The sequence below is a fragment of the Halobacillus litoralis genome (assembly GCF_009856355.1).
Taxonomy (GTDB): Bacteria; Bacillota; Bacilli; order Bacillales; family Halobacillaceae; genus Halobacillus; species Halobacillus litoralis_B.
In genome coordinates this window covers 644,671-668,990 of record NZ_WMEW01000001.1, presented here as the reverse complement: position 1 = coordinate 668,990, position 24,320 = coordinate 644,671, and the positions used below count along the sequence as shown (strand labels likewise).

Annotated in this window: 24 protein-coding genes, 1 pseudogene and 1 riboswitch; of the genes and pseudogenes, 14 read left to right on the top strand and 11 right to left on the bottom strand. The window is 48.4% G+C overall.

Features of this window, described 5'->3' with window-relative positions; genetic code table 11:
- Nucleotide 1: 1 nt before the first annotated feature.
- Both GLV97_RS03095 and GLV97_RS03090 read right to left on the bottom strand, forming a co-directional pair.
- The gene (locus GLV97_RS03095) at nucleotides 2-259 is read right to left on the bottom strand and encodes a DNA alkylation repair protein (RefSeq protein WP_160889068.1); all 258 of its coding nucleotides are present in this window, start codon (nucleotides 257-259) and stop codon (nucleotides 2-4) included.
- A 75-nt stretch (nucleotides 260-334) separates the two neighbouring features.
- The gene (locus GLV97_RS03090; RefSeq protein WP_160888964.1) at nucleotides 335-907 is read right to left on the bottom strand and encodes a biotin transporter BioY; all 573 of its coding nucleotides are present in this window, start codon (nucleotides 905-907) and stop codon (nucleotides 335-337) included.
- A gap of 256 nt (nucleotides 908-1,163) precedes the next feature.
- On the opposite strand from GLV97_RS03090, the gene GLV97_RS03085 reads away from it, so the two are divergent.
- Entirely contained in the window at nucleotides 1,164-3,074 is a 1,911-nt protein-coding gene (locus tag GLV97_RS03085) for an LTA synthase family protein (RefSeq protein ID WP_160888963.1), read from the top strand.
- A 589-nt stretch (nucleotides 3,075-3,663) separates the two neighbouring features.
- Here GLV97_RS03085 and GLV97_RS03080 read toward each other — a convergent pair.
- The 7 genes from GLV97_RS03080 to GLV97_RS03050 all read right to left on the bottom strand — a co-directional run bounded on the left by GLV97_RS03080 (nucleotide 3,664) and on the right by GLV97_RS03050 (nucleotide 7,691).
- On the bottom strand, nucleotides 3,664-4,440 hold the full coding sequence (locus GLV97_RS03080) for a sulfite exporter TauE/SafE family protein (protein ID WP_160888962.1): 777 nt from the start codon (nucleotides 4,438-4,440) through the stop codon (nucleotides 3,664-3,666).
- Between the two features lie 76 nt (nucleotides 4,441-4,516).
- A complete protein-coding gene (locus GLV97_RS03075; protein WP_160888961.1) occupies nucleotides 4,517-4,747 on the bottom strand; it encodes a sulfurtransferase TusA family protein in 231 nt (76 codons plus the stop codon).
- A 66-nt stretch (nucleotides 4,748-4,813) separates the two neighbouring features.
- Nucleotides 4,814-5,944: an MBL fold metallo-hydrolase gene (locus GLV97_RS03070; protein ID WP_160888960.1), complete on the bottom strand. Its 1,131-nt coding sequence runs from the start codon at nucleotides 5,942-5,944 to the stop codon at nucleotides 4,814-4,816.
- Nucleotides 5,945-5,980: 36 nt separating this feature from the next.
- Entirely contained in the window at nucleotides 5,981-6,550 is a 570-nt protein-coding gene (locus GLV97_RS03065; protein WP_160888959.1) for a sulfurtransferase TusA family protein, read from the bottom strand.
- Nucleotides 6,551-6,584: 34 nt separating this feature from the next.
- Entirely contained in the window at nucleotides 6,585-6,881 is a 297-nt protein-coding gene (locus tag GLV97_RS03060) for a rhodanese-like domain-containing protein (RefSeq protein ID WP_160837208.1), read from the bottom strand.
- 17 nt (nucleotides 6,882-6,898) lie between these two features.
- Nucleotides 6,899-7,378 carry a DsrE/DsrF/DrsH-like family protein gene (locus tag GLV97_RS03055; RefSeq protein WP_160888958.1) on the bottom strand — a complete coding sequence of 160 codons (480 nt, stop codon included), beginning with the start codon at nucleotides 7,376-7,378 and terminating at the stop codon, nucleotides 6,899-6,901.
- Nucleotides 7,379-7,433: 55 nt separating this feature from the next.
- Nucleotides 7,434-7,691, bottom strand: coding sequence for a metal-sensitive transcriptional regulator (locus GLV97_RS03050; protein ID WP_160888957.1), 258 nt, complete (start codon nucleotides 7,689-7,691; stop codon nucleotides 7,434-7,436).
- Nucleotides 7,692-7,834: 143 nt separating this feature from the next.
- Here GLV97_RS03050 and GLV97_RS03045 point away from each other — a divergent pair, with 143 nt between their 5' ends.
- Nucleotides 7,835-8,548: a DUF421 domain-containing protein gene (locus GLV97_RS03045; RefSeq protein WP_237418548.1), complete on the top strand. Its 714-nt coding sequence runs from the start codon at nucleotides 7,835-7,837 to the stop codon at nucleotides 8,546-8,548.
- Between the two features lie 384 nt (nucleotides 8,549-8,932).
- Nucleotides 8,933-9,112, top strand: coding sequence for a hypothetical protein (locus GLV97_RS03040; protein WP_160837202.1), 180 nt, complete (start codon nucleotides 8,933-8,935; stop codon nucleotides 9,110-9,112).
- A gap of 16 nt (nucleotides 9,113-9,128) precedes the next feature.
- Here GLV97_RS03040 and GLV97_RS03035 read toward each other — a convergent pair whose 3' ends face one another.
- On the bottom strand, nucleotides 9,129-9,512 hold the full coding sequence (locus tag GLV97_RS03035) for a DUF302 domain-containing protein (protein ID WP_160837200.1): 384 nt from the start codon (nucleotides 9,510-9,512) through the stop codon (nucleotides 9,129-9,131).
- Between the two features lie 139 nt (nucleotides 9,513-9,651).
- Between GLV97_RS03035 and GLV97_RS03030 the strand changes: the two genes are divergently transcribed.
- The 7 genes from GLV97_RS03030 (at nucleotide 9,652) to GLV97_RS03000 (ending at nucleotide 17,587) form a co-directional block, all read left to right on the top strand.
- A complete protein-coding gene (locus GLV97_RS03030; protein ID WP_160837198.1) occupies nucleotides 9,652-10,392 on the top strand; it encodes a Cof-type HAD-IIB family hydrolase in 741 nt (246 codons plus the stop codon).
- A 144-nt stretch (nucleotides 10,393-10,536) separates the two neighbouring features.
- Entirely contained in the window at nucleotides 10,537-11,700 is a 1,164-nt protein-coding gene (locus tag GLV97_RS03025) for an acyl-CoA dehydrogenase family protein (protein ID WP_160837196.1), read from the top strand.
- Entirely contained in the window at nucleotides 11,693-12,838 is a 1,146-nt protein-coding gene (locus GLV97_RS03020; protein ID WP_160837194.1) for a thiolase family protein, read from the top strand. The genes GLV97_RS03025 and GLV97_RS03020 overlap by 8 nt, the downstream gene beginning before the upstream one ends.
- On the top strand, nucleotides 12,835-13,602 hold the full coding sequence (locus tag GLV97_RS03015; protein WP_160837192.1) for a 3-hydroxyacyl-CoA dehydrogenase: 768 nt from the start codon (nucleotides 12,835-12,837) through the stop codon (nucleotides 13,600-13,602). Before GLV97_RS03020 ends, GLV97_RS03015 begins: the two co-directional genes overlap by 4 nt.
- A 73-nt stretch (nucleotides 13,603-13,675) precedes the next feature.
- A complete protein-coding gene (locus GLV97_RS03010; RefSeq protein ID WP_160888956.1) occupies nucleotides 13,676-15,229 on the top strand; it encodes a long-chain-fatty-acid--CoA ligase in 1,554 nt (517 codons plus the stop codon).
- Between the two features lie 123 nt (nucleotides 15,230-15,352).
- On the top strand, nucleotides 15,353-16,198 hold the full coding sequence (locus GLV97_RS03005; protein WP_202409704.1) for a MerR family transcriptional regulator: 846 nt from the start codon (nucleotides 15,353-15,355) through the stop codon (nucleotides 16,196-16,198).
- Between the two features lie 60 nt (nucleotides 16,199-16,258).
- Complete coding sequence (locus tag GLV97_RS03000; protein ID WP_160888955.1) at nucleotides 16,259-17,587, top strand: MATE family efflux transporter; 1,329 nt, start codon at nucleotides 16,259-16,261, stop codon at nucleotides 17,585-17,587.
- Nucleotides 17,588-17,778: 191 nt separating this feature from the next.
- On the opposite strand, the gene ligD is transcribed toward GLV97_RS03000, so the two are convergent.
- Nucleotides 17,779-19,539 (bottom strand): DNA ligase D, encoded by a 1,761-nt coding sequence (ligD, locus tag GLV97_RS02995; protein ID WP_160888954.1) that lies wholly within the window; start codon nucleotides 19,537-19,539, stop codon nucleotides 17,779-17,781.
- 332 nt (nucleotides 19,540-19,871) lie between these two features.
- Between ligD and GLV97_RS02990 the strand changes: the two are divergent.
- The 4 genes and pseudogenes from GLV97_RS02990 to thiW all read left to right on the top strand — a co-directional run bounded on the left by GLV97_RS02990 (nucleotide 19,872) and on the right by thiW (nucleotide 24,299).
- Nucleotides 19,872-20,715, top strand: a pseudogene (locus tag GLV97_RS02990) (Ku protein).
- Nucleotides 20,716-20,860: 145 nt separating this feature from the next.
- Nucleotides 20,861-21,820: a pyridoxal-phosphate dependent enzyme gene (locus tag GLV97_RS02985; protein WP_306462691.1), complete on the top strand. Its 960-nt coding sequence runs from the start codon at nucleotides 20,861-20,863 to the stop codon at nucleotides 21,818-21,820.
- Between the two features lie 16 nt (nucleotides 21,821-21,836).
- The gene (locus GLV97_RS02980) at nucleotides 21,837-23,519 is read left to right on the top strand and encodes a PucR family transcriptional regulator (RefSeq protein WP_160837181.1); all 1,683 of its coding nucleotides are present in this window, start codon (nucleotides 21,837-21,839) and stop codon (nucleotides 23,517-23,519) included.
- A 103-nt stretch (nucleotides 23,520-23,622) separates the two neighbouring features.
- Nucleotides 23,623-23,732: riboswitch (TPP riboswitch) on the top strand.
- Nucleotides 23,733-23,810: 78 nt separating this feature from the next.
- Nucleotides 23,811-24,299, top strand: a complete 489-nt coding sequence (thiW, locus tag GLV97_RS02975) for an energy coupling factor transporter S component ThiW (protein WP_160888953.1) — start codon at nucleotides 23,811-23,813, stop codon at nucleotides 24,297-24,299.
- Nucleotides 24,300-24,320 lie beyond the last annotated feature (21 nt).

Genomic DNA, 24,320 nt, shown 5'->3' with positions numbered 1-24,320 from the left:
TTCAGGGGGTTCCGTTCATACGCTGGTGTTCAGCAAATGCAATGAAAGATGCTTCATCTTCGATTAAACCACAAGCTCCGCACTGGACCTTTATGGCGGGGCCTTGATAAGCGAGATGGAATACATCCATAGTTTCTGAAGTATAGGATGGCTGCCTCTCTCCCGTCTCAGGGTCCATCTTGACCGGCATCGACTGCTGCTCAATCACGTTAAAACGTGAGCGGTTTGTTTTGCATCCCGGGCATAAATAAGGATTCAGATCAATCACCTCCAGGAATAGGCTTCCCGGAAGGTAAGAGAATTATGAGCCGGCCTTATTTCCCGGGCAATAGAACTAGGAGGCCTTCTTTGGTGCTGATTGTTTAATGAACTGCCCGGCTACCAGTCTTTTTCGAACTGTAATGCCCAGCCATGAGGCTAGAAAAGCCTTGATCAAGCCGACGGCGATAAATGGATAGATACCGGTGGCGAGTGCCGCCGTCCAGCTTAAATCGAGTACGAATTTCAGCTGCAGAGTTCCACATAGAAGAGTAACCACCATACCGGCCGTATTCGCTGCCATCGCCCAGCCTAAGTTAAAAGCGGTTTTTTCGAGAATACAGCCGGTTATAAAGGCACTGATTATGAATCCGAATATGTAGCCTCCGGTCGGTCCGGCAAGAATCTGAGGACCACCGCTGAATCCTGCAAATACAGGAAGTCCTACAGCCCCGAGAGCCATGTACCCAACCATAGCTGCTGCGCCCTGACGGCTTCCGAGAATGGTGGCGGTTAAACCGACGGCAAGCGTCTGGCCGCTGATCGGCACAACAGGCAGTGGGATTTCAACTTGAGCCATAATGGCCGTCAATGCAGCGAATATGGCACTATTCAACAAAAAACGAAGCTTTCTGCTTTCTTCAGACATAAACATGACCTCCATTTTGTTAACTGATTATATAAAAGGTTAACACAAATGAAGGGAGAAGATTACAAACTATGAAAAATAACTTGTTGAATAGTAATTTTTCAGGGTCATAGGCCAAGAGGTTCATTTTTCTATGACAAACCTGTAATAAAACAAGGGTAAATGTGTCAGAGTTTTAAAACTATCGCTTTAATGGTACAAAAATGAAATAAGATGAGTTAAAATAGGGTAATGTAAAATTAACGGAGGTTTTACAATGTTTACAGGAAATAAATATATAAACAAAAAAACCGGACTGAAACTATTAGTCTATGCCTTAGTGATTGGTCTCTTCTGGTTGAAGATGTATTATATTCAAACCAACATTTTCACATTGGGCGTGGAGAACGCCAATGAGGCGAATATTCTGGCCTTCAACCCGCTCAGCAGTATATTCCTATTGTTCGGAGTTGGAATTCTGCTTGCACGCCGGCGCGGGATGTTTGCTGCCTACATTTTAGGTTCCATCCTGCTTTATGTGAATGTGTTGTTTTATCGTGAATACAATGATTTCATAACCATTCCGATGTTAAATCAGGTAGCCAACCTCGCTGATCTTGGTGGAAGTATCACGACGATTATAAGTCCTGCTGACTTATGGTTGTTCGTTGATGTCATTGCTGCAGGCTTCCTGCTGTTTTATCTCAAACCTTCCCGCTTCCAGGCGTTCACACCGAAACGGCCGGAAGGGATTGTTCTGGCCATCGTTGCTATTCCCCTGTTCATTGTAAACCTTCAATGGGCGGAGACAGAACGTACGGATTTACTTGAACGGACATTTGACCGCAATATGCTCGTCAAATACATTGGTGTATTAAACTACCACATGTATGATATTGTTCTTCAAGGTAAGACAGAAATGAAGAAGACCCTGGCGGACAGTAATGAGCTTGTCCCGGTCATCAACTATTTGAACGAAAACAAGAAAGAAGACAGTGACAGACTGGAAGGTGCCGCTGAAGGCAAGAATGTGATTGCCATTTCATTGGAAAGTACACAGACCTTTGTAGTGGATAATACGCTGCACGGCGAGGAGCTGACTCCTTACTTCAACGACCTTAAGGAAGAAGGCATCTATTTTGATAACTTCTACCATCAAGTGAAACAGGGACGTACATCTGATTCAGAATTTCTACTGGCGAACTCCCTGTATCCTCTGAACCGCGGCGCTGTGTTCTTTACGCACTCCGGGAACGAGTATAAGGCGATGCCGAGCGTACTTGGAGAGAATGGATACTTCACCAATTCCATGCATGCCAACGATAAGACGTTCTGGAACAGGAACGTCATGTATGATTCCCTGGGGTATGATGAATTCTATTCCAAGGAAGACTATGAAGTGACAACAGAGAAGTCCCACGGATGGGGCTATCTTGATGAATACTTCTTCGAAGATTCCCTGAACAAAATGAAAGAGCTGGATCAGCCTTTCTATTCTAAAATGATTACATTGACCAACCACTACCCGTTCACACTTCCTGAAGAGTTGAAACTCATCGAAGAAGGGGAAACGAGCAGTGGTACATTAAACCGTTACTTCCAAACCATCCGTTATCAGGATGAAGCATTGAAGAAATTCGTGGAAGATTTCAAGAACTCGGAGCTCTATGATGATACCATCCTTGTCATCTATGGAGACCACTTCGGCATTTCTGAGAACCACCAGGAAGCTATGGGTGAGTATCTCGGAAAAGAAATTAATGAGTATGAACAGTTCCAGCTTCAACGTGTTCCTTTCCTTATCTATGGAAAAGACATCGAACCTGAAGAGAATCATACGGTCGGCGGACAGGTTGATCTGCGTCCGACGCTTATGAACCTTCTTGGTATTGAAGATGAAAACCCTGTTCAATTCGGTCATGATCTGTTGGATGAAGACCGTCGCCAGCTGATGATCACACGTGACGGAAACTTTGCCAACGAAGAATACGTTGGTATTCAAGGCACATGCTACGATCGTGAAACAGGAGAAGAAGTAGAAGATGGAGCTGCCTGTGAGGATGGCTTCAGCGCTGCCCAGGAAGAATTGGAAATGTCTGATTCGATCGTGTACGGGGACCTGCTTCGATATCTTGATGAAACCGAATTGGTGACCGAAGATGAACAATCCCAATCAAATGAAGAATAACCCCCGCCCCTCTGCTGTCAGGCAGAGGGGTTTTTATGTCCAGTTGTGTATAAGAAGGTTATCAAATATAGAAAGGTTTTCGGTAACGTACCAGAAGCGGCGGCCCTCCATCCTGGAAATCCTCCAGGGGTAGAGGGGCGGGTAAAGATAAAAATGAAAAAAGGACCTGGGAGGGTCCTTTTTTAAAAGCTCTGTTAAAGTCTGTTGTTGATCTTTTGAACGATTACTAAATCGTCTCTCTCTGGAATCAGGGGGCCGATCCGTTGTTTGCCCAGAGCATGGGATGACAGGGAAAAACGTCCGCTTTCCACGGGGAACGATGAGCCTCCTCGAACTTCGTTCTCCGGGGTCTCACCTTGTTCCTTTTTCCCTGTCATCCCTTTCGTAGTGGTGTAACGGACTTCGGTTATATTCTTTCTAACTACTCTTCTTTAAGAGGCAGCCTTAGAAATGGCGGGACTCCTGTGGGATAAAGGTACCCCGCGGAAAGGGAGCCATTCCCAAGGCCGCCTCATACAAACCCCATGACAGAAAGGGGTGATAGGAGCTCACATGTTGAATAACAACACCAAGCCATAACAGAGCCTTTTTAAAAGATGTCCATCCAGATCTTTACCGTAGATGCGAAGATCAGAACGGCAAGAATCGTTTGGAGAATCTTCGTGTTCACTTTTTTACCAGCAGATGCCCCCAGGGGTGCGGCGAACAAACTGGCCACGATCATAATAGCAGCTGGAGCGTATTCCACCTGGCCGGTCGTCACCTTCCCAACCGTTGCGCCGATGGATGAGATGAATGTAATGGCCAAAGAAGAAGCGATCGTCATTCTCGTTGGAATCTTTAAGACGACGAGCATAATAGGTACGAGCAGGAATGCTCCGGCAGCACCGACGATCCCGGCTCCAATGCCGACGATCAAAGCCAGTACAGCGGCCAGGGGCCGGTTAAAGGTCACTTCATCCATCTCCTGGTCATCCAATCCATTTTTCGGAATAAACATCATGACCGTAGCTGTGAGAGCGAGAATTCCATAAACAAGATTGATCCCGGCTTCCGGCATGAAGCGGGAACCGTATCCTCCTATAAAGCTTCCGATCAAAATGCTGATTCCCATGTACACAATCAACGATTTGTTTAAATATCCGCCTTTTCGATAAGCCCAAACGCCGCCGATGGTAGCGAAGAAGACCTGTACTGCACTGATGCCGGAAACTTCATGCGGAGTGAAGGCGGTAAAACCGACGAGGGACGGGATGTAGAGAAGCATTGGATATTTAATGATCGATCCTCCAATCCCCAGCATTCCCGAGACATAGGAACCCACAAATCCAATAAGGAAAATCGTTAGGATAAATCCAAATTCCATGAGGGTAACCTCCTTAAAAAAGGGAACCTGTAACGGTTCCCTCTGCATTTTTTATACGATGATCCATCCAGCGTGCTTACTCGCCTTTTTGAATCCAGAACTTGAATACGCCGTCTTCCTCTTCATGTTTCAGCAGTTCATGACCGCTGGATTTCGCCCATGCTGTCAAATCGCTCTTCGCCCCTTTATCTGTGGCGTGAATTTCAAGAATCCCGCCAGCTTCGACGTCTTTCATAGCTTTCTTTGTTTTTACAATGGGCATAGGGCAGGCCAAGCCTTTCGCATCAAGTACTTTTTCTGTGTTCATATGATTTCCTCCTCATTTCGTGGTTGATCCATGCGCCCGTAGTGGACGGACGCATGTCAGAATGGTTTATCTTACAGCACAGCGGTTCGGACCAATTTCCATCTCCCGCTGTTCTTCATGGTCAGGGCTGATTCTGCCCATATTCGTTTCACGGATCTGCTGATAGGCGTTTGGCTGCGGCGGCAGGTTCTCTGTGACCATCCGGCGGAATTCACCTTCATCAGCTATATTCAATCCGTGGTTCCGGGAAAACAGAGTTCCAAGCTTCTCTGTTGCCGTGCCGTCTTCATTCAATTCGTCCATAATCATAAAGTGGGCGGGGAGGACGACGAGTTCATCAGAGAGCTCCTTATAACGTGTATATAGAGTCTCGCGCAGGTCCCCTACCCAGTCCTCGGCTTTTCCAGCCAGGTCAGGACGGCCGATGGAATCGATGAATAGAATATCTCCCGTCATCAGATACGTATCGTCCACGACAAAAGAAGTGGATCCGATCGTGTGTCCTGGTGAGTACAAGGCATGAATATCAATGTTGGAGTGACCGATCTGGACGTGATCGGCGTCCCTTAGCGGCTGATAGTTGAATACAACATCACCAGCATCTTCCGGTGGCAGCCAGTAAACAGCTCCTGTTTCCTCTGCAAGCGTACGACCGCCTGAAATGTGGTCTGCATGAAGGTGGGTATCGAAGACATTCGTAATTGTTACCCCGAGTTTCTCAGCCATATCTGTATAGGCTCCGGTCATCCTCACTGGATCAATGATGGCCGCTTCTCCTTCGGAAGTGACCATATAGGAAAGGCACCCTTTTCCGAGACGAACGAACTGATACAGTTCACCGCCGTCCTTCAGATCACTGACTTTTCTTGGCTCGAGATGCTCACTCCAGGCTTTCATTCCGCCTTCTACGGAATAGACGTCAGTCAATCCTTCCTCTACAAGCATCTCTGCAACCATTTGTGAAGAGCCGCCTTTGGCACAGACGACAGCAATCGGCTGGTCCTTGGGCAGCTGTTTTATCCATTCATCAACGCCGTCCAGTAAATCAAAATAAGGAACATTCAAATAGGTGAAATGCTCACTTTCGATTTTCCAATCCTGATAGGCATCTTCTGTTCGGACGTCCAATAGAAACAGCTCTTCGTTGTTCAGGACTTTATGAGCGATTTCTTTTACCGTCATCGTTTTCACAGTCATCCTATTACCCCCTAAGGTATATTTTTATTTAAAAAATTATTGGTTGAGTGATTTCGTTTCGCCGTTCCAGGCACTCATCCCGGGAACTACGTTATAGACAGCAGGAAACCCTTTGGCGGCAAGCTTTTGTGCAGCCAGGTCGCTTCGGCTGCCTGTGCGGCAAACGACATAGACCGTTTTACTCTGATCGAGCTCATCTCCGCGATCATCGATTTCCCCCAAAGGAATAGAAACAGCCTCAGGGATGTGATGAAATGCATACTCTGCAGCTTCGCGGACATCAACAATGATGGATTCGGAGTTTGAACGAACGGCATTCAGCTCCTCGTTGTCCACGACATCCGGGTGCTTTTTCTCTCTTGTTTCATCATCATTGGCTTTGCGGACATAGTGTTTGAGGACTCCGTCTTCTTCAATGGTACCCAGGTACTGGTGACCGGCACTTTTTGTCCATGCCTGCAGGTCTGCTGTGGACCCTTTATCAGTGGCCTGGACTTCCAGCACCTGCCCGGATTCCATGCCTTTCATCGATTTTTTCGTTTTCACGATCGGCATCGGGCAGGCTGTTCCTTTAGCATCCAGTGTTACATCTGTCTTAACATCCATTCCTGTTCCTCCTCTACCCATAAGGGTGGCTTGATTATTCCGTGGGGCCCTCCCAGCTCATCATGCCGCCTTCCATGTTTGTGATATCAAACCCTTTATCTTCAAGAATCTGGCTGGCGCGGCCGCTGCGTCCACCCGAGCGGCAGACCATAATATAAGGTTTTTCTTTATCCAGTTCACCTGCACGGTCTGCGATGGAACCCAGTGGTATGTGCGTGGCACCTGGAATCATACCTTCAGCGACTTCTTCATCTTCGCGGACATCCACGATATTCAATGTTTTTCCTTCATTCAGCTTTTGTTCTACTTCTTTTGCCGTCAATGTTTTCATTCCTGATTCCTCCTCGATTATATAAACAGGTTTACAGCGCCCTCTTCAGCATCAGCGAGATAGGCGGCTACACCAGCATATTGAATATCATCCATCAATTCTTCTTTCTGCAGCCCTAAAAGGTCCATAGTCATCGTGCAGGCGACAAGATTGACTTCCTGTTCCTGGGCCATGCTGATCAAATCCGGCAGCGGCATCACATTATGCTTTTTCATGACGTCTTTGATCATTTTCGGTCCGAATCCGGCAAAGTTCATTTTAGAAATGCCCATTTTATTGACACCTCTAGGCATCATGCGACCGAACATTTTCTCCATAAGTCCTTTTTTCAATTGGATGGGTTCATCTTTACGTAAAGCGTTCAATCCCCAGAACGTGTGGAAAATGGTTACTTCATGATCGTAGGCTGCTGCTCCGTTGGCGATGATGTAGGCAGCCATAGCCTTATCATAATCCCCGCTGAATAAAATAATATTCGTCTTTTTTGTCTCAGACAATGGGTTATCCTCCTTGGTTTATATACACCATAGGGTATATAAAAATTTAAAAATTTTATCTGCTTTTCACGAGCAGTTGAACGGCCTCATTAATAGAGGCTTCTTTATCTTCCTGTTGATCTGCTTCCTGGATGCACTCCACAAGGTTGGAACTTACAACAAGTCCGATCGCCCGGTCAAGGGCACTCCGTGAAGCAGAGAGCTGCGTAATGACATCTTTACAGTCTTTATTTTCTTCCATCATCTTCAATACACCCCGCAGCTGGCCTTCGAGACGCTTGACTCGGTTTTTCATGGCGTCATTATATTCCATGTTTTCCCCTCCTTGTGAAGATGTTCGTTGTTGAACAGTACATGACATATATTATACCCCTATAGGTATAATGTCAACACCTCTGTTTGAATAAATGGATAGGACAAGGTGGAAGGGTGAAAATAGAAATGGAGGTGGAATCTATGGAGTTATGGAAGGACCTGTTCGTTGTTATCATCCGAATTGTGACCATTCTCCCGCTGATGCTTGGAGTGGGAATCTTTATGGGGAAACGTTCGATCGGAGAACTTCCGGTTTTTGATTTTCTTGTTGTGCTTGTTCTAGGTTCCGTCGTTGGTGCAGATATCGCCGATCCGGACATTGATCATATACATACCGTTGCCGCTATTATTGTCATTGCCCTGCTGCAGAAATTCATTGTTACGGTCAAGCTGAAAAACAGGAAGCTTGGAAAAATGTTGACATTTGAACCCACAATCGTTGTTTATAAGGGACAAATGGTGGAGAAAAATTTATATCAGATCCGGTATTCCATTGATAACATTACACAGATGCTCCGCGAACAGCAGGTCTTCGATCTCACTCAGGTTGAGCTGGGTATTGTTGAGGCGAACGGTTCTTTATCCGTCAAGTTATTGCCGGATAAAGAACCGCCGGCACGGGAGGATTTCAGTCTTTCTGTAAGGGGCGGGGGGTATGATGTCCCCATCATTCTTGATGGGAAACTCCAGCCTGATATCCTTCAAAAGATGGGGCGTGATCGGGCGTGGCTGGAGGAGGCCCTGGGTAATCACCGGGTAACGGATGTTTTTTACGGGGCTTTAACCAGTGAAGGGAGTTTTCACTATTCCTTGAAAGGACATCTCCCAGACAATATCCCGCCTTTGAGCCATTAAAAAAAGAGTGATTTTTTTATCAATCACTCTCAGCTTGTAGAGAAACCCCTGTTTCTTTACAAGCTTTTTTCTTTCTTAACGCCAGGAGCGGTGCCCCTTCCCTTTCCGCGGACGAGCGCCCGAGCTTCCTCGCAAAACCCATGCTGGGCGATCTCGGGTCACTCGTTCTTCTGCAGGAGTGGAAGGGGCACCGCTCCTTGGCAGTTCTTTAAAAATGAAAAAGACTCCCCTTCACCCAGTTCACCCTGGATGGAGGGAAATCTTTTTCATATTCCAGCAGCCAGCCTTCATCAGCGCAGCCCATGCCGTTCTTTTGAATCTGCGAACCTGCACAGGGCACCCACTCTCTCCCATATATTCTAACGTCGGCAGGAGGAGCGTTCGGTGGTGATGGCTGCGGGAACAGCGCGAACCGAAGATCCCCTTGGCCTAAGGAATTTCTTGACCAAGTCAGTGGAGGCCGTGCCCGCGGCAGGCATCCATCGACAAGCGATCCGTGAGAATCAACAACAACCTTTAACCGCTTCTCTTGACAGGGAAAAGTTTTCCGTGACCCCGCGATGAGGCAGCTCTTTTATCTTTATATTGATTTGTCCATACAGTGGATCAAGCGTGATTCAATATCCTCAGCCATGGCGAGAATTTGATCGTCATTTACCATTTGCGTAAGGGAAGATGGCTTCGGCATTCCGATCCTTGTCTGGTCCTGCTCTTTATAGACGACCACTTTACAGGGAAGGAAGTATCCGGCCATTTTATTCTGGTTCAGGACCCGCTGCGCTTCTTTTGGATTGCACACTTCCAGCACTCTGAAATCGTCCTCAAATTCCAGACCTTTTTCATTCAGCTTTCCTTTCAGATCAAAGTTCCATAGGACGCCGAACTGTTCATCCTTTAAATTCGCTTCCAGGCTTTCCACTGCTTCTTCTACGCTCTTATTTGTTTCAACCGTATAATGAAACATGTACTCCCTCCTTATGAATTCTCCTTTACCATACCCAATGTGGTATGGAGTTAATCATGCCTGTTCCGGAAGGTGTGAATTGTAAGCGGGCCGGCCTTATATTAGAATGAAGAGTGGATATAGAGAGGACGTGAGAATAATGGCAGAAGATATTAAATTAATCGCACTTGATCTTGATGGAACATTGGTAAATCACGACGGTGAAGTGTCAGAAGCCAATGCTGCAGCGGTGAAACAGGCGAAGGAGAAGGGCATTCATGTTGTTTTGAGCACAGGCCGCTCCCTTTCCCGGTGCCGGCATATTTCTGAAGCGCTTGGCCGCTCATCGTATATTGTCACCATTAATGGTGGAGAGATTTACAATCATGATTACGAATTGGTGGATCAGACAAAGCTTGATCACAGCCACGTGAATCGTCTGTGGGAATTGAAACAGGAGCACGGCCTTTATTTCTGGTCATCAACGGTTCAGGGGCTGTATAATACGCAGAATCCTTTTGACAGTGAAATTGAAGACTACGACTGGCTCAAATTCGGTTTCGATATCGAAGATGATGAGGTCCGTCAAGTGATCCTGGATGAGCTCCAGGCCAATGATGCGTTGGAAGTGACGAATTCAAGTCCTACCAATATCGAGGTGAACCCGGTCGGCGTCAACAAGGCAGCTGCCTTGTTGAAAGTGTGCCAGTGGCTGGAGCTGGATATGAAGAACGTCATGGCTGTCGGCGACAGCATGAACGACATAGCCATGATCCGGGAAGCGGGCCTTGGTGTAGCAATGGGCAACGCCCAGCAGGTGGTCAAAGATGAGGCGGCTTTTGTGACGAAGTCCAATGTTGAGGACGGCGTAGCCGCGGCCATTAAAAAGGTAATAGAATAATGAACAAAACCAGCCTGATCCGGGCTGGTTTTTTTGTCATTTCAAGCAGAAAAACAACTTTTTGTAAGCGTTTTCCGGTTGAGGCAGGAAAAACAAGGAGGAGGGAAGAAACTAGGTGCTTAGAAACAGGCAGGGAGGGTGGACATGAAAGCGGGATACATAACGGATGAACATGAAATGCTCCGGACTTCCTTCAGAAAGTTTTTGAAAAAGGAAGCTCTCCCCTATTATGACGAATGGGAAGCGAAGGGGGAAGTTCCCCGGTCCTTTTGGAGAAAGCTGGGGGAACAGGGTTACTTGTGTCCATGGCTTGATGAATCCTATGGGGGTACAGGCGCCGATTTTGGATACTCCGTCATCATTAACGAAGAGCTTGAAAAGATAGGCACAGGCTTAATTGGTATCGGCCTTCACAATGATATCGTTGTGCCTTACCTGGAAGCCTATGGAAGTGAAGGGCAGAAAGCGAGGTGGCTTCCGCAGTGTGTGACAGGGGAGATGGTAACGGCTGTTGCCATGACAGAGCCGGGGGCAGGCTCGGATCTGGCTTCCATCCGTACGACAGCGGTGAAGGAAGACGGTCATTATATCGTCAATGGAGAAAAGACATTTATCACGAATGGCATCCATGCGGATTTAGTTGTCGTCGTCTGCAGGACAGACCCTCATGCGTCACCTCCACACAAGGGTATCAGTCTTCTCGTCGTTGAGCGGGGGATGAGCGGCTTTTCAAGGGGAAGAAAGCTTGAAAAAATCGGCCTTCACAGCCAGGATACCGCGGAGCTGATTTTTGAAGATGCCGTCGTTCCTTCTTCCCAGCTGCTGGGAAAAGAGGGGGAAGGATTTTATTATTTAATGAATCAGCTGCAGCAGGAGAGGCTGATCGTAGGCATCGGAGCCATTGCCGCATGCGAACGGATGCTGGAGATTACCGTGGATTACGTCAATCAGCGCCGGGCTTTCGGGAGACCGATCGCTGCCTTTCAAAATACCCAGTTCAAGCTGGCGGAGCTGCATACAGAAATTGAAATCGGCCGTACCTTCCTGAACCGGACGATTGAAGCCCATATGGAGGGAGAGGATGTCGTAAAGGAAGTATCGATGTCCAAATGGTGGACAACAGAGCTGGTGAAAAAGACAGCCCTGGAGTGTATGCAGCTTCACGGGGGCTATGGATATATGGAAGAGTATGAAATTGCCAGAAGGTTTCGTGATGCTCCTGTCACGGCCGTCTATGCAGGATCCAATGAAATAATGAAAACCATTATTGCGAAGAAGATGGGATTAGGAGGATCGAAGGATGAATGAAGTTGTGATTGTTGAAGCGGTTCGAACACCTGTAGGAAAAAGAAATGGCGTCTTAAGCTCCATACGCCCGGATATCCTTCTTGCCGGTATTTTAAGCGAAGTCGTTGAACGAGCCGGTATTCAAAAGGAATCTGTGGAGGACGTGATTGCAGGGTGTGTCTCCCAGGTGGGTGAGCAGGCCGGCGATATTGCGAGAATCGCTGCCTTAACAGCCGGGTTTCCTGTGGAAGTCCCGGGCGTGACCCTTGACCGCCAGTGCGGCTCCAGCCAACAGGCCGTTCATTTCGGTGCACAGGCCATCGCCTGTGGCGATATGGATGTTGTCATTGCCTGTGGTGTTGAAAGCATGTCCCGTGTTCCGATGTTTTCAAACATGAAAGGCGTGGCGTTCAATGAGACGCTGACGAAACGCTTTGACATGATCAATCAGGGGATCTCAGCTGAAAGAATAGCAGAGCGGTGGCAGCTTACGAGAGAAAACCTGGATGCCTACGCAGCAGAAAGCCACCGCCGGGCGCTGTCAGCCATCCAAGAAGGATACTTCCAACAGGAAATCATGCCCGTGGAAACAGCCGCCGGCAAGATCGACAGGGATGAAGGGCCCAGACCGGGAACGTCTGAGGAAACCTTATCCACACTGACGCCTGCTTTCCAGGAGGGCGGACGTATTACAGCGGGAAATGCCAGTCAAATCAGTGACGGAGCCGCAGCCCTTCTCCTGATGTCGAGGCAGAAAGCGGCTGAGCTGGGGCTGAAGCCGAAAGCGAAAATTACGGCCCGGTCGGTTGTCGGATCCGACCCAACACTCATGCTTACAGGTCCTGTACCGGCGACCTATCATGTGTTGAAGAAAGCCGGTCTGAGCATAGAGGATGTGGATGTATTTGAGGTCAATGAAGCTTTTGCTCCTGTTCCTATGTTCTGGATGAAAGAAACCGGTGTTTCCCACGAACAATTAAATGTCAATGGCGGAGCGATCGCTTTGGGGCATCCGCTCGGGGCGACCGGAGCCAAGCTGATGACGAGCCTGGTTCACGAATTAGAACGAACGGATAAACGGTACGGGCTGATTGCCGTCTGTGAAGGACACGGCATGGCTAATGCGACTGTCATTGAAAGGATGGAAGGACGGTCATGAATGTATCGGGTGCGTCGGCGTTTGTTACAGGTGGAGCTTCCGGACTGGGAGAAGCTGTGGTCCGGAAACTTATCCGGCAGGGCGGCGGTGTGGTTATCGTCGATCAGAATGAAGAGAAAGGGCAGGCTCTGGCCCGTGAACTGGGGAGCCGTTCGCTCTTTATCCAGGCGGATGTGACATCTGAGGCAGAAGTCCAACAGGCGCTTAAGAAGGGTGTGGAGACGTTTGGAGGTATTCAGGCGGTGATCAACTGTGCCGGCATCGTTACAGCTGAAAAAGTAACGGGCAGGGACGGGCCCCACTCTCTGGAATCTTTCCAAAAGGTCATCCAAGTCAATCTGATTGGTACCTTCAATGTCATCCGCCTGGCTGCTGGAGTGATGCAGAAAAATGAAGCAGCGGAGGATGGGGAGCGGGGCGTCATGATCAATACCTCCTCTGTTGCCGCTTTTGAAGGACAGATTGGTCAGGCGGCCTATAGTGCATCAAAAGGAGGCGTGGCAGGAATGACCCTTCCTGTTTCAAGAGAACTGGCCCGCTGGGGTATCCGGGTCATGGCGATCGCCCCGGGGCTTTTTGAAACACCGATGTTTGATAACCTCCCTGAACAAGTAAAAGAAGGCCTCGGTCAGATGACCCCGTTTCCGAAGCGTCTGGGAAGGCCTTATGAATTTGCCAATCTGGTTGTAAGCATCATAGAAAATTCCATGTTGAATGGGGAGGTGATCCGTCTGGACGGAGCCATACGCATGCCGGCCAAGTAGTCCCGCAGTGCCCCGGATTCCCCTGATAAACCGGCATAAAAGCCACGGGTAAAAACGAAAAGGAGTCGATAAAATGGGACCAACATTAAAAAGTATGTTTGAGCAGACGGTCGCTAAGTATCCGGAAAAAGAAGGCCTTGTGGATGTTCGTCTCGGAATGCGGTGGACGTTCAAGGAATGGGAGGATGAAGTGAACCGGGCAGCAGCAGCTCTGGCAGCTTCCGGAGTGGAGAAGGGGGATAAAGTATCCACTGTGTTGTACAACACAGTCGAATTCGCTACGATTTTATTTGCCTGTATGAAGATCGGCGCTGTCTTCAATCCTATTAACTTCCGTCTGACTGAGAATGAAATCCGTTTCATTTTGAAAGACGCCGGTCCGAAGGTTGTGCTTTTTGAAAAAGCGACAGCTCCTCAAGTGGAGCCGGTGGCTGGTGGCCTGCCGGGAGTGGAATTCTGGTCTATTGATGAAGATTTCACCTTTGCATCTCATTATTATGATCGTATGGAACAGGTGGTGGAACGCCCGCCGGTTTGTGAAGTGCGGGAGGATGACCCCTATGCAATCATGTATACATCAGGAACGACCGGCCTGCCGAAGGGCGTCATTCATACGCACAGGAATATGGTGGATCAAGCGCTCATTATAGCGGCGTCCATGCATCTTCAGGAAACAGATCGAGGGATGACCGCTGCTCCTATCTTCCACTGCGCGGAACTGCATTGTGCCTTCTTCCCACGCGTGATGGTCGGTGCATCCAACGTCCTTGTCCATCACTTTGATGCAGCAGAAGTAATCGGAACCGTAAGAGAAGAACAGATCACGACGTTCTTCGCTGCACCAACGATGTGGAATATGATGCTTCAGGAAGATTTCTCCCATGAAGACTTTTCGACCCTCCGACAAGGGTTGTATGGAGGGGCGCCAATGGCTCCTGCCCTGACCTTGAGACTGCATGAAATTCTTGGAATTGAACTGGTCCAGGCGTATGGCATGACTGAAATGGGGCCGGCCATTACAGCGTTGTTCGATCACGAGCAGATTGAGAAAGCCGGATCGGCGGGAAGGCCGATTTTCCATCACGACATCCGGGTCGTCCGGACAAATGAACAGGGTCCCGCAGAACCCAATGAGATTTGCAAACCGCAGGAACTCGGGGAAATTATCGTGAGGGGACCGAGTATGATGAAGGAATACTATAACAATCCGGAAGCAACGAAGGAAGCCCTATATAAAGGCTGGTACCACACCGGTGATATCGGCTGTTTTGATGAAGACGGGTATTTGTGGGTAAGTGACCGCGTGAAGGATATGATTCTATCCGGCGGGGAAAACATTTATTCAAGAGAAGTGGAGGACTGCTTATTCGCCCACCCGGGCGTCCTCGATGCTGCTGTCATCGGCGAACCGGATCAGCTCTGGGGAGAACGCGTAGCTGCCTATATCGTCAGAAAAGATCCTGCCTTATCCGAAAAGGAGCTGGATGAATTCTGTATTTCAGGTGGGCAGCTGGCCCGGTATAAGCGGCCGAGACGCTATGAATTTGTGGACGAGCTGCCAAGGAATGCGAGTGGGAAGCTTCAAAAGTTCAAGCTGAGGGAAACCGTTAATCAAGGAACAGAATAGTAGAAAGGTAGAGGGTGCCCCTGATCAAGGCACCCTTTTCTAATGGAGACAACGACCCGGATATCCGTGTCATACGGCTGGGATGTGATATAACATAGGAAGAGAGAAGAAAGGGAAGGAGAGATGCCTGTGAAGCGGCGTTTTCGAATCGGGGAAATGGCCCGGTTGTTTCAAATTTCTGCTTCTACGTTAAGGTATTACGATCGGATCGGCTTGTTTCAGCCTGGATATGTTGACCCGGAAACCCAGTACCGTTATTACAATTTCGAGCAGTTTGTCGTATTGGATACCATTATATTTCTGAAAAAGAACGGATTTTCCATTGATGATATCCAGCACCAGCTGGCAAACCGGACGGCTGAAAATACGAAAGAGCTCCTGGAACGGAAACAAGAGGAGACGGAAAAGGAAATGGCAAGACTGCAGAAAGTCTCGGCTATGATTCAAAGCAAAATTGAGACCATTCAAACAGGGCTGCATCTCCGTCAATCTCCTTCGTTCGTTTACCGGCATTTTCCTGAACGACCGATTACCTATTTGTATAACGATCAACCGGTGGATCTTTTTGTCGAGTCGGATGCGATTTTTCTTAAGGATTTGGAAGACCTGGCCTCAGCTGGCGGAGGGTACGACGGCTTTTTCACCGGCGATATGGGAACGATGGTGGATATGGACAGTCTTCATGGAGAAGGGCCGGCGAAATACTTTGCTGTGTTCGTATTTATTTCCAAGGAACAGGAAACAGCCGGAAGTCCGCATCTTCCCGAAGGGACCTATGCCTGCTATCCACACCGTGGACCTTACGAAACCATTAAGGAAAGCTATGCCGTCATGATGAGGCAGTTGAAGGAGGATGGGCGGCAGGTATCCGGAACCCCTCTTGAAGTGGCAGTTCTGGACGAATCCGTGACCAACGATTCCGCTGCATATGTGACCTGGATTCAAATTCCCGTCACAGAAAAGGATTGACCTTAAAGTTACTTTAAGGTTTATACTTTCTCTTGCAAACAGATGCAGGAGGTCATGAAGATGAGTGAAACCCATGAGACTTTGAAAACCAAACCAGTCAAACAGGTTTTCTTTCAATATTTCTTTCCGGCATTATTCGGAATGATGCTGATGTCTATCAATATCCTGATCGACGGGATATTTGTCGGCCGCGGTGTAGGGGAAGAAGGACTGGCTGGTGTCAACCTGGCCATGCCGGTCTTTTCCTTGATCTTTTCTATTTCCCTCTGGATCGGAATTGGAGGCGGGACGATCTATTCCATGCATATCGGCCGCGAAGAGCCTGACAAAGCGAGGAATGTCTTTTCGCTTTCCACCGCATCTTCTCTCGTTATCCTGGCTGTGATCGGGACGCTTGGATACCTCTTTATTGAGCCGATCGCCTATATGCTGGGAGCTAATGCGGATACGTTTGCTCCTACCGTCGATTACTTGACCGTTTTATTTCTGCTGGGCTGGTTGATTGCCCTTCAGCAGCTCCTCAGCATCTTTGTCCGGAACGATGGCAGTCCTACCCTGTCTATGGTGGCGCTGGGAGTGACTGCCATAGTGAACATTGGACTGAACTACTATATGATCTTCCTGTTGGAAAAAGGGGTATTTGGGGCGGCATTAGCGACAGTACTGGCAAGTGTTGCAGGATTGCTGGTGCTCTTCCTTCACTTTTTCAAGAAAAACACTCATTTACGCAAGCCGGTTTTTCTATGGTCATGGAAACTCCTTAGGGAGATTATGACCATCGGGTTTCCTAGTTTTCTTGCGGAAGCGGGGACTCTCGTATTTGTGGCGGGATACAATATAGCCATAGGGGCATTACTTGGAACGGAAGGTGTCGCCGCCTTCTCCGTAGTAAATTACCTGCACGGCTTTATGTTTTTATCCTTCTTCGGCATTGAGTCGGCTCTTCAGCCAATGATCAGTTACTACCATGGTGCAGGAAGCAGGGATAAAATCAAGGACTCGGTGAAAATGGGGGAACGGACAGCTGCAGGTCTCGGCCTCATTTTGATTATCCTTGGAGTTTTAGCTGCCAAGCCGCTCGTTTCCTTGTTCGGCGTGGAGTCCGCAGAAGTAAAAGAGCTGGCAGTGAACGGCATCCGGCTGTTTTTTACCGGCTACCTGTTCCTTGGCTTTAACTTTGTTTATATGACTTATTTCCAGTCGGTAGGACAGATCCGCCCTTCAACGACGATTATCGTCCTGCGGAGCTTTGTATTCATCCTTCCGCTGTTGTGGCTGCTGCCTGATTGGTTAGGAGCTGCGGGTGTATGGTTGTCGCTTCCCATTGCCGAAATGCTTGTAGCTGTTCTACTCGCTGTCTTCACCCGTAAACAAGTTTTAAAGGCGTAAGCAGGCATTTTGGTCCGCCCATACCGGTTCACTGGCTTTGGAGAAACGTGGGAACCTCCTGTTTCTCCAAAGCCTCTACATAACATGGACCAGCAAGGAAAGACCCGCCTCATTGTGAATATTTCATCAGGAGACGGGTTTGTAACAAAATACCCTATGGTTTATCTTCATTTCCCGGGCAATATCCGACATTAATGGTCGAGGAATTTTTTGATTTGATCGATGGGCTGGAGCGTTCTGGCTTTTTCGTAGCTTTGGAATGGATCTCCTCTTACTTGCAGCCTTTCCAGCATATTATCCAAAGTAAATGAGCGAGGATTCAAATGCTCATCGATTTCTTCCCAGTACAGGGGGGCAGCAACCGGACCGTTATCCTTGGCCCTCAGGGAGTAGGGGGCGATGATGGTTTTGTTCTTCCCGTGTTGGACAGAGTCGATATAAAGGCGGCTGCCCCGCTTTCTTTTTAACCGCTCCACTGTAAACAGGTCTGGTTTTGTCTCCACAAGAAGCCGGCCTAAGGTTTCGGTGATGACCCGTGTTTCCTCATAGCTGAGATCCCCTTCCTGTAAAGGGATATGCAGCTGCATCCCTTTGCTTCCGGAGAGCTTAACAAAACTGATGACGCCGAGTTCATCCAGCCATTTCCGGCAGAGTTGAGCGGCTGTTATGCATAGGGGGAAGGCTTCTTTCTCCGGTGGGTCCAAGTCAAGAACGATTTCATCCGGATGAACGGCTCCCGCTTTCTCAAAAGGAAGATGGAATTCTATGGCTCCCTGATTTGCAAGCCAGAGCAGGCCATGAAGCTCTTCACACAACATAAATGGCTCCCCTTTCTCCATCCAAAGCTTCAGAGATTCCGGAGCGTAATCCGGCCGGTGTTTCTGGAAGAAGGAATCGTTGTGGATTCCATCAGGAAAGCGGATGATGGTCAACTTCTTTTCTTTCATGTAAGGCAGCATATAGGGAGCCATATGACGGATGTACACGAGATAATCCCGCTTGGTGCTGCCGGGAAACAGCTCTTTTTCAAGGTTTGTCGGCTCGAAATGGTCTGGAAACAAACTTACATCCCAAGTCATCTTCTGTTCTGTGCATTCATCTGGTGTTTGATCGAAGCGGAATTGGTGAAACGCTGGTTCCCTGAACTCTCCGTTTTCCGTTCCTAAGCAGTGGATATCAGCACATACGCTGGGGGGCAGTGTCCACAAACCTTTTTCCTTTTTTCCCTTCTCCTTAAAAAATTGTCGTAATGTGGCTGCTTTATCATTGGAAAGACCATGTTTGAAGCGTCCAGCTGCGACAACTTGTTCCCCGTTATACACACCTGTATCCACATATCCATTCGAAGGGTCAAGGTGTGTGAGAAATACCGAAGCAGTTTTCCACAGTTTCCACTTCAGCCAGTGCTGCGTACGTTCCCCGGATCGATAGGGACTGGCGCACCGTTTCGCGATGATCCCTTCTCCAAGGTGGAGATGTATAAGATCCCTCAGTTTATCCACATGTTGATAAGTCCCGATTTCTTGGACTCCCGCGTGCTGCCATTTGTCGAGCAGTTCGGTTAACCGTTGTTTCCTTTTTTCTAAAGGAGTTCTTTTGAGCACGAAATCAAAAGCCATGAACAAAGCGGGACGCTCCTTCGCTGCGTTTTGAATGCTCTCTGGATTTTTCAGGCGCCCCCGCTTCTGCAGAAGTTTGAAATTGGCTTGAAAGGCTGTATTCAAAATGACGATTTCCCCATCCAACGTAAAGGGGGCTGTCCCGGGAGGAGGAACGGCGCTGCATATTTCGGGGAACTTCTCTGTTAAATCCTTACCGTTCCGGCTGATCAGACGGATGCCTTCTGGAGAAAATTCCAGGAACGCCCGGAAGCCGTCGTACTTCGGTTCAAAGATCCACTCGCCATCTTCAGGCAGTTCATCGGATGAGGTAAGCAGCATCGGACGTTTCATATGGTTCCTCCTTTTTCCTTAGGTTGTCCCTGCAGCCCGGAACATATTTTCATTCAGAACGTAAAAGCTAAAGAAAAGGCTCTGTTACAGCTTGGTGTTGTTATTGAACATGTGATCTCCTATCACCCCTTTCTGTCATGGGATTTGTATGAGGCGGCCTTGGAGTTCGAGGAGGCTCATCGTTCCCTGCGGAAAGCGGACGGTTTTCCCTGCCATCCCATGCCCTGAGTAAATAATGGACCAGACCCCTGATTCGACGGAGACGATTTAGTAATCGTTTAAAATATCAACAACAGACTTTAACAGAGCCAAAGAAAAAAGGAGCATCAAGCATGCACACGATGTGGAAAGGAACAATCAGCTTCGGACTGGTCAATATTCCTGTGAAGCTGCACGCAGCAACAGAGAATAAAGATATTAAGCTGAGACAGCTGCATGAAGAATGTCATTCCCCTGTGGAATATGAAAAACGCTGCCCTGTCTGTGACCGTGACATCGAAAATGACGAAATTGTAAAGGCCTATGAGTGCCAAAAATAAGTTTGTCGTATTGGACAAGGAGGATTTGGAGCAGCTGAAGAAGGAACAGGCAGATAAAGCGGTTGAAATCCTGGACTTTGTGAAGCTGGAGGAGATCGATCCGATTTATTTTGAACGCAGCTATTACATCTCTCCCAGCGAAGGCGGGTCCAAAGCCTACAGCCTTCTGCGCCAGGCGCTCGGGGATACAGGGAAAATCGGAATTGCCAAAATCATCATACGATCGAAGGAGCAGCTGGCTGTATTAAGGGTGTATGAGAATACACTGGTGATGGAAACGATCCATTATCCGGATGAAGTGCGCAGTGTCCAGGATGTCCCCAATGTCCCGGAAGAATCCGATTTGAGTAAAAAGGAATTGAGTACAGCCGTTACACTGATCGATCAGCTGACGAGCGAATTTGATGCAGGAAAATATAAAGATGACTACCGCACAGCCCTGATGGAACTCATTGAAGCGAAGAAAAACAATGAAGAGGTTACAACAGCGAAGGACAAGCCTGCAGCGGATAATGTTACAAACCTTATGGATGCGCTTGAGAAATCCCTTGAAAAAACTAAAGGAACGACGAAAAAGCGGAAGACTAAAACCACACGGACAAAAACGACGACATCCGGGAAGAAAAAGTCGTCCTGATTTTATAAGGCTCTCCTTTTACAGGAGAGCTTCTTTGTGGAGGAATTCTATAAGATTCCACCTCAGGCCCCTTTTCTGGACATCTGTTCATCCCCTATAATGGATAATAATCAGAATTTTTCATTTATTGGCAGGGAGGGGTTCTTTGGAAGCGCTGAATTTACGGGATGTTTGGATAGCAAGGAAACGTATGGAAAGCATCGTAAAACCGACACCGCTGGTTTATTCGGAGTTTCTCTCGGGTCATGCCGCCCAGCCGGTGTATTTGAAATTGGAACAGTCCCACCCCACAGGGTCTTTCAAAATACGCGGGGCGGCCAACAAGCTGCTATCTCTAACAGACGAAGAAAAACAGCGGGGCGTTACAACGTTTTCTACGGGCAATCACGGCATTGCCACCGCGTATGTAGCCGGACGGATGGGCATCCCCTGTACGGTCTGCTTATCCCATCGTGTTCCAGAAGCAAAGCTTGGGCGGCTGAAGCGTCTGGGGGCGGCTGTTGAACAGACAGGTGTCAGTCAGGATGAGGCTGCTGTGCGGTGCAGAGAACTGGAGGCAGAAAAAGGAATGACGGTCGTCGAACCCTTTGATGACCCAGCGGTTATTGCCGGGCAGGGAACCATTGGACTTGAATTGATGGAGCAGCTTCCAAATGTCAGGGAAGTGGTTATCCCCCTGTCAGGAGGCGGGCTTTTGTCCGGTATTGGTTTAGTCCTGAAAAAGGCGGACCCGGCGATTTCGATCACAGGGGTGACTATGGAACGGAGCGCCGTCATGCAGACGAGTCTGAAAAAAGGGGCTGTCGTCACGCTGGAGGAAGAAGATACGCTGGCCGACAGTCTGCTTGGGGGAATTGGAGAGGATAACCGCTATACGTTTTCTATGACCCGTTCCCTGATGGATAAAGGAGTTCTTTTACCTGAGGAGCGCATTAAAGAAGGTTTATACAGCCTCCTTGATCATCATAAAATGGTTGTAGAAGGGGCAGCAGCGGTTGGAGCGGGCTATCTGCTGGATCAACCGATTCCTGAAGGGCCTGTTGTCCTTATCATCACGGGAAACAATGTAGATACACATACGGTTAAGACGTGGATGGACAGCTGAAAAAGGGGGAGTGGGGATGGGTGTACCTGTTGAAGAGGTGTTGGAGCTGCCGGTGTTGAAGAGTGCGAAAGTGCAGACACCCTTGTATGAGCGCGATGTGGAGTGGATCTCAGTCATAGAGACCCCTGTTGAAAATTTTGTGAGAAACAATGAATTTGTTCTCAGTACGGGCGTAGGGTGCGGGGAGGATATAACGGTCCTGGAGACCTACGTGGAGGATGTCATCCGGTCTGATGCTTCTATCCTCGCTTTTGCCACAGGCCGTCATCTGTTTAAAATCCCTGACCGTATCATTACACTTGCTGAACAACATGAGCTCGTGCTGGTGGAGATCCCCTGGGAAGTACGGTTTGCAGACATTCTCCAAGGCGTGCTCCAGCTGCTCAATGAAGAGAAGCAGAAGGCTCACAGGCATGTGGAAGGGATCCGTCAGGAGTTGATCAACTGTGTCCTGAATGGAAAGGGACTCCAGGAAATTACAACGATCCTTTATCAACACACCGGACTTCCCAATGCTATCAGCGACCATTTGAAGCATATCCGGGCCAACCAGCATTTTGATTCATCCTTGATTGAAGCATTGAACGGACGAAGGGACGTGGATGTCGCCTTAATCGAGGATCCTTTTGATTTGGAGCACCCGCTCACCCATTTTATAGAAACTTATCAGATTGGTGAGGAACGCTGTTATCAGCTCACGATTTTATCCAACTATAAAAAACAGGGGTATTTATTGTTCCAGCCTGAGGAGGATGAAGAGGTAACAGTAGAGATGATGACGATCCTTGAGCACACGCTGACGGCCTGTGCCCTTTATTTTGTGAAGGAAAATGCGATTGAAATGACAGAAATCCGCCTGAAAGATAACTTTATTTTGGATCTGGCTAAACGGGAGCAGCGTATAGACAAGCAGCTGCTGGCGAAAGCCGGTCTTCTCGGGTATGACTTGGAGAAGCCTTATGTCTGTTTTGTCGGAGAGGTGCTGTTCCATCAGCCGATAAGCCGCTCTGAAGGAAACGATGGACAGCTTCCCCCTTCGTCTTCTCTGCAGAGCCGCAACTATTACATCCAAAAAGAGGCCGCCTATGCCGGCCATATGGTTGGACGGCAGGTGATGACGACCTTTGATGAAGAAAGAGTCATTATCTTTTTGGAAGCCGATAAAGAAGGCAGTGAGGAAGCGGCGAACCAATTTCTGGACCTTGTCGAAAGGCGTTTGTTCGAATTGCTGGCCGGTGTCACAATCCAATGGGGGATTTCGTGTCATAAAGACGGCTGCCAAGTCTTCCATAAGAGCTGCGAAGAAGCACAGACGGCTCTGCAGATGGGCGGGCAGCAGAATGAAGCAGGCGGCCGGACATTCTTCAAGGAGACACGAATGAACAGGCTTCTGATGGCTTTGTCACATAAAAGAGAAATTGAAGAGATCGTCCAGGACACCCTGCAGCCTCTTATTGACTATGATCAAAAGAGGCAGGCGGAGCTTCTTCACACCTTTATGGTCTATAATAAATACAACAGTAATGTCAGTCAGACATCGAGAGCGCTCAACCTGCACCGGCAGTCGCTGCTTCACCGGCTTAGAAATATTGAGCAGCTGACAGGGCTGTCCCTGTTGGATGCGGACGATTTATTTTTGCTGGAGCTCAGTGTACGTTTATGGCTACTGAAAAAAGTAGAAAAGCCTGCTCCCCATTGACCGCACATCCTCTTAAGAACCCTTTGGACGTCTGTAAAGCACCGGGGTGATGACAGATTCAACCAGCTTTGTTATGATGAATGAAAGCCAAATGAATAGATTTCGAAACTACTAGGGGAGCCTGAAGAGGCTGAGAGGAAAGCATGAACGCTTTCTGACTCTTATGTACCTGATCTGGTTAATACCAGCGGAGGGAAGTAGTCAGATGATCATAAATGATCGACTTCTTCTATCAAAACCAGGTCCCCGGTGGACCTGGTTTTTATTTTATTTCAAGGAAGGAGTGGAATCGTGAATAAGACCCGCATCCTTACATTTATGGCCGTGCTTGTGGCGATAGGGACACTTGGTTCCCAGTTTTTATGGTTTCCTGCTGGAGTAGCGAGAGCCTACCCGGTCCAGCATGCCGTTAATGTTATTGCTGCAGTCGTGCTCGGCCCGCTGCCTGCGGTGGCCGTTGCTTTTGTCATCGGTCTGCTTCGTTTCCTGCTTGGGCTTGGAACTGTTCTGGCCTTTCCGGGAGGCATGATCGGTGCGTTTAGTGCCGGTGTATTTTACAAGCTTTATGCACGTACATCCTCTGCAGCAACAGGGGAGGTGTTTGGTACAGGTGTGATCGGTGCTCTGGCGGCCGTTCCTCTCGCCAACTGGTTCATGGGAAGTTCGGCTGCGGTCTTTGCATTTCTGCCGTCTTTTCTGGTGAGCAGTCTATCCGGAGCTGTTATTGCTGTGTTTATTTTATCAAGGGTGAAGATCAAAAGCCCTCTGCTGCAGTCCTAATGCGTGGAAATAGAAAAACAG

Excerpts from the sequence above, each read along its gene's own strand:
- GLV97_RS03090 (WP_160888964.1), bottom strand. The coding sequence starts at position 907 with ATGTCTGAAGAAAGCAGAAAGCTTCGTTTTTTGTTGAATAGTGCCATA.
- GLV97_RS03085 (WP_160888963.1), top strand. The coding sequence starts at position 1,164 with ATGTTTACAGGAAATAAATATATAAACAAAAAAACCGGACTGAAACTA.
- GLV97_RS03080 (WP_160888962.1), bottom strand. The coding sequence starts at position 4,440 with ATGGAATTTGGATTTATCCTAACGATTTTCCTTATTGGATTTGTGGGT.
- GLV97_RS03075 (WP_160888961.1), bottom strand. The coding sequence starts at position 4,747 with ATGAACACAGAAAAAGTACTTGATGCGAAAGGCTTGGCCTGCCCTATG.
- GLV97_RS03070 (WP_160888960.1), bottom strand. The coding sequence starts at position 5,944 with ATGACTGTGAAAACGATGACGGTAAAAGAAATCGCTCATAAAGTCCTG.
- GLV97_RS03065 (WP_160888959.1), bottom strand. The coding sequence starts at position 6,550 with ATGGATGTTAAGACAGATGTAACACTGGATGCTAAAGGAACAGCCTGC.
- GLV97_RS03060 (WP_160837208.1), bottom strand. The coding sequence starts at position 6,881 with ATGAAAACATTGACGGCAAAAGAAGTAGAACAAAAGCTGAATGAAGGA.
- GLV97_RS03050 (WP_160888957.1), bottom strand. The coding sequence starts at position 7,691 with ATGGAATATAATGACGCCATGAAAAACCGAGTCAAGCGTCTCGAAGGC.
- GLV97_RS03045 (WP_237418548.1), top strand. The coding sequence starts at position 7,835 with ATGGAGTTATGGAAGGACCTGTTCGTTGTTATCATCCGAATTGTGACC.
- GLV97_RS03035 (WP_160837200.1), bottom strand. The coding sequence starts at position 9,512 with ATGTTTCATTATACGGTTGAAACAAATAAGAGCGTAGAAGAAGCAGTG.
- GLV97_RS03030 (WP_160837198.1), top strand. The coding sequence starts at position 9,652 with ATGGCAGAAGATATTAAATTAATCGCACTTGATCTTGATGGAACATTG.
- GLV97_RS03025 (WP_160837196.1), top strand. The coding sequence starts at position 10,537 with ATGAAAGCGGGATACATAACGGATGAACATGAAATGCTCCGGACTTCC.
- GLV97_RS03020 (WP_160837194.1), top strand. The coding sequence starts at position 11,693 with ATGAATGAAGTTGTGATTGTTGAAGCGGTTCGAACACCTGTAGGAAAA.
- GLV97_RS03015 (WP_160837192.1), top strand. The coding sequence starts at position 12,835 with ATGAATGTATCGGGTGCGTCGGCGTTTGTTACAGGTGGAGCTTCCGGA.
- GLV97_RS03010 (WP_160888956.1), top strand. The coding sequence starts at position 13,676 with ATGGGACCAACATTAAAAAGTATGTTTGAGCAGACGGTCGCTAAGTAT.
- GLV97_RS03005 (WP_202409704.1), top strand. The coding sequence starts at position 15,353 with ATGCCTGTGAAGCGGCGTTTTCGAATCGGGGAAATGGCCCGGTTGTTT.
- GLV97_RS03000 (WP_160888955.1), top strand. The coding sequence starts at position 16,259 with ATGAGTGAAACCCATGAGACTTTGAAAACCAAACCAGTCAAACAGGTT.
- ligD (WP_160888954.1), bottom strand. The coding sequence starts at position 19,539 with ATGAAACGTCCGATGCTGCTTACCTCATCCGATGAACTGCCTGAAGAT.
- GLV97_RS02980 (WP_160837181.1), top strand. The coding sequence starts at position 21,837 with ATGGGTGTACCTGTTGAAGAGGTGTTGGAGCTGCCGGTGTTGAAGAGT.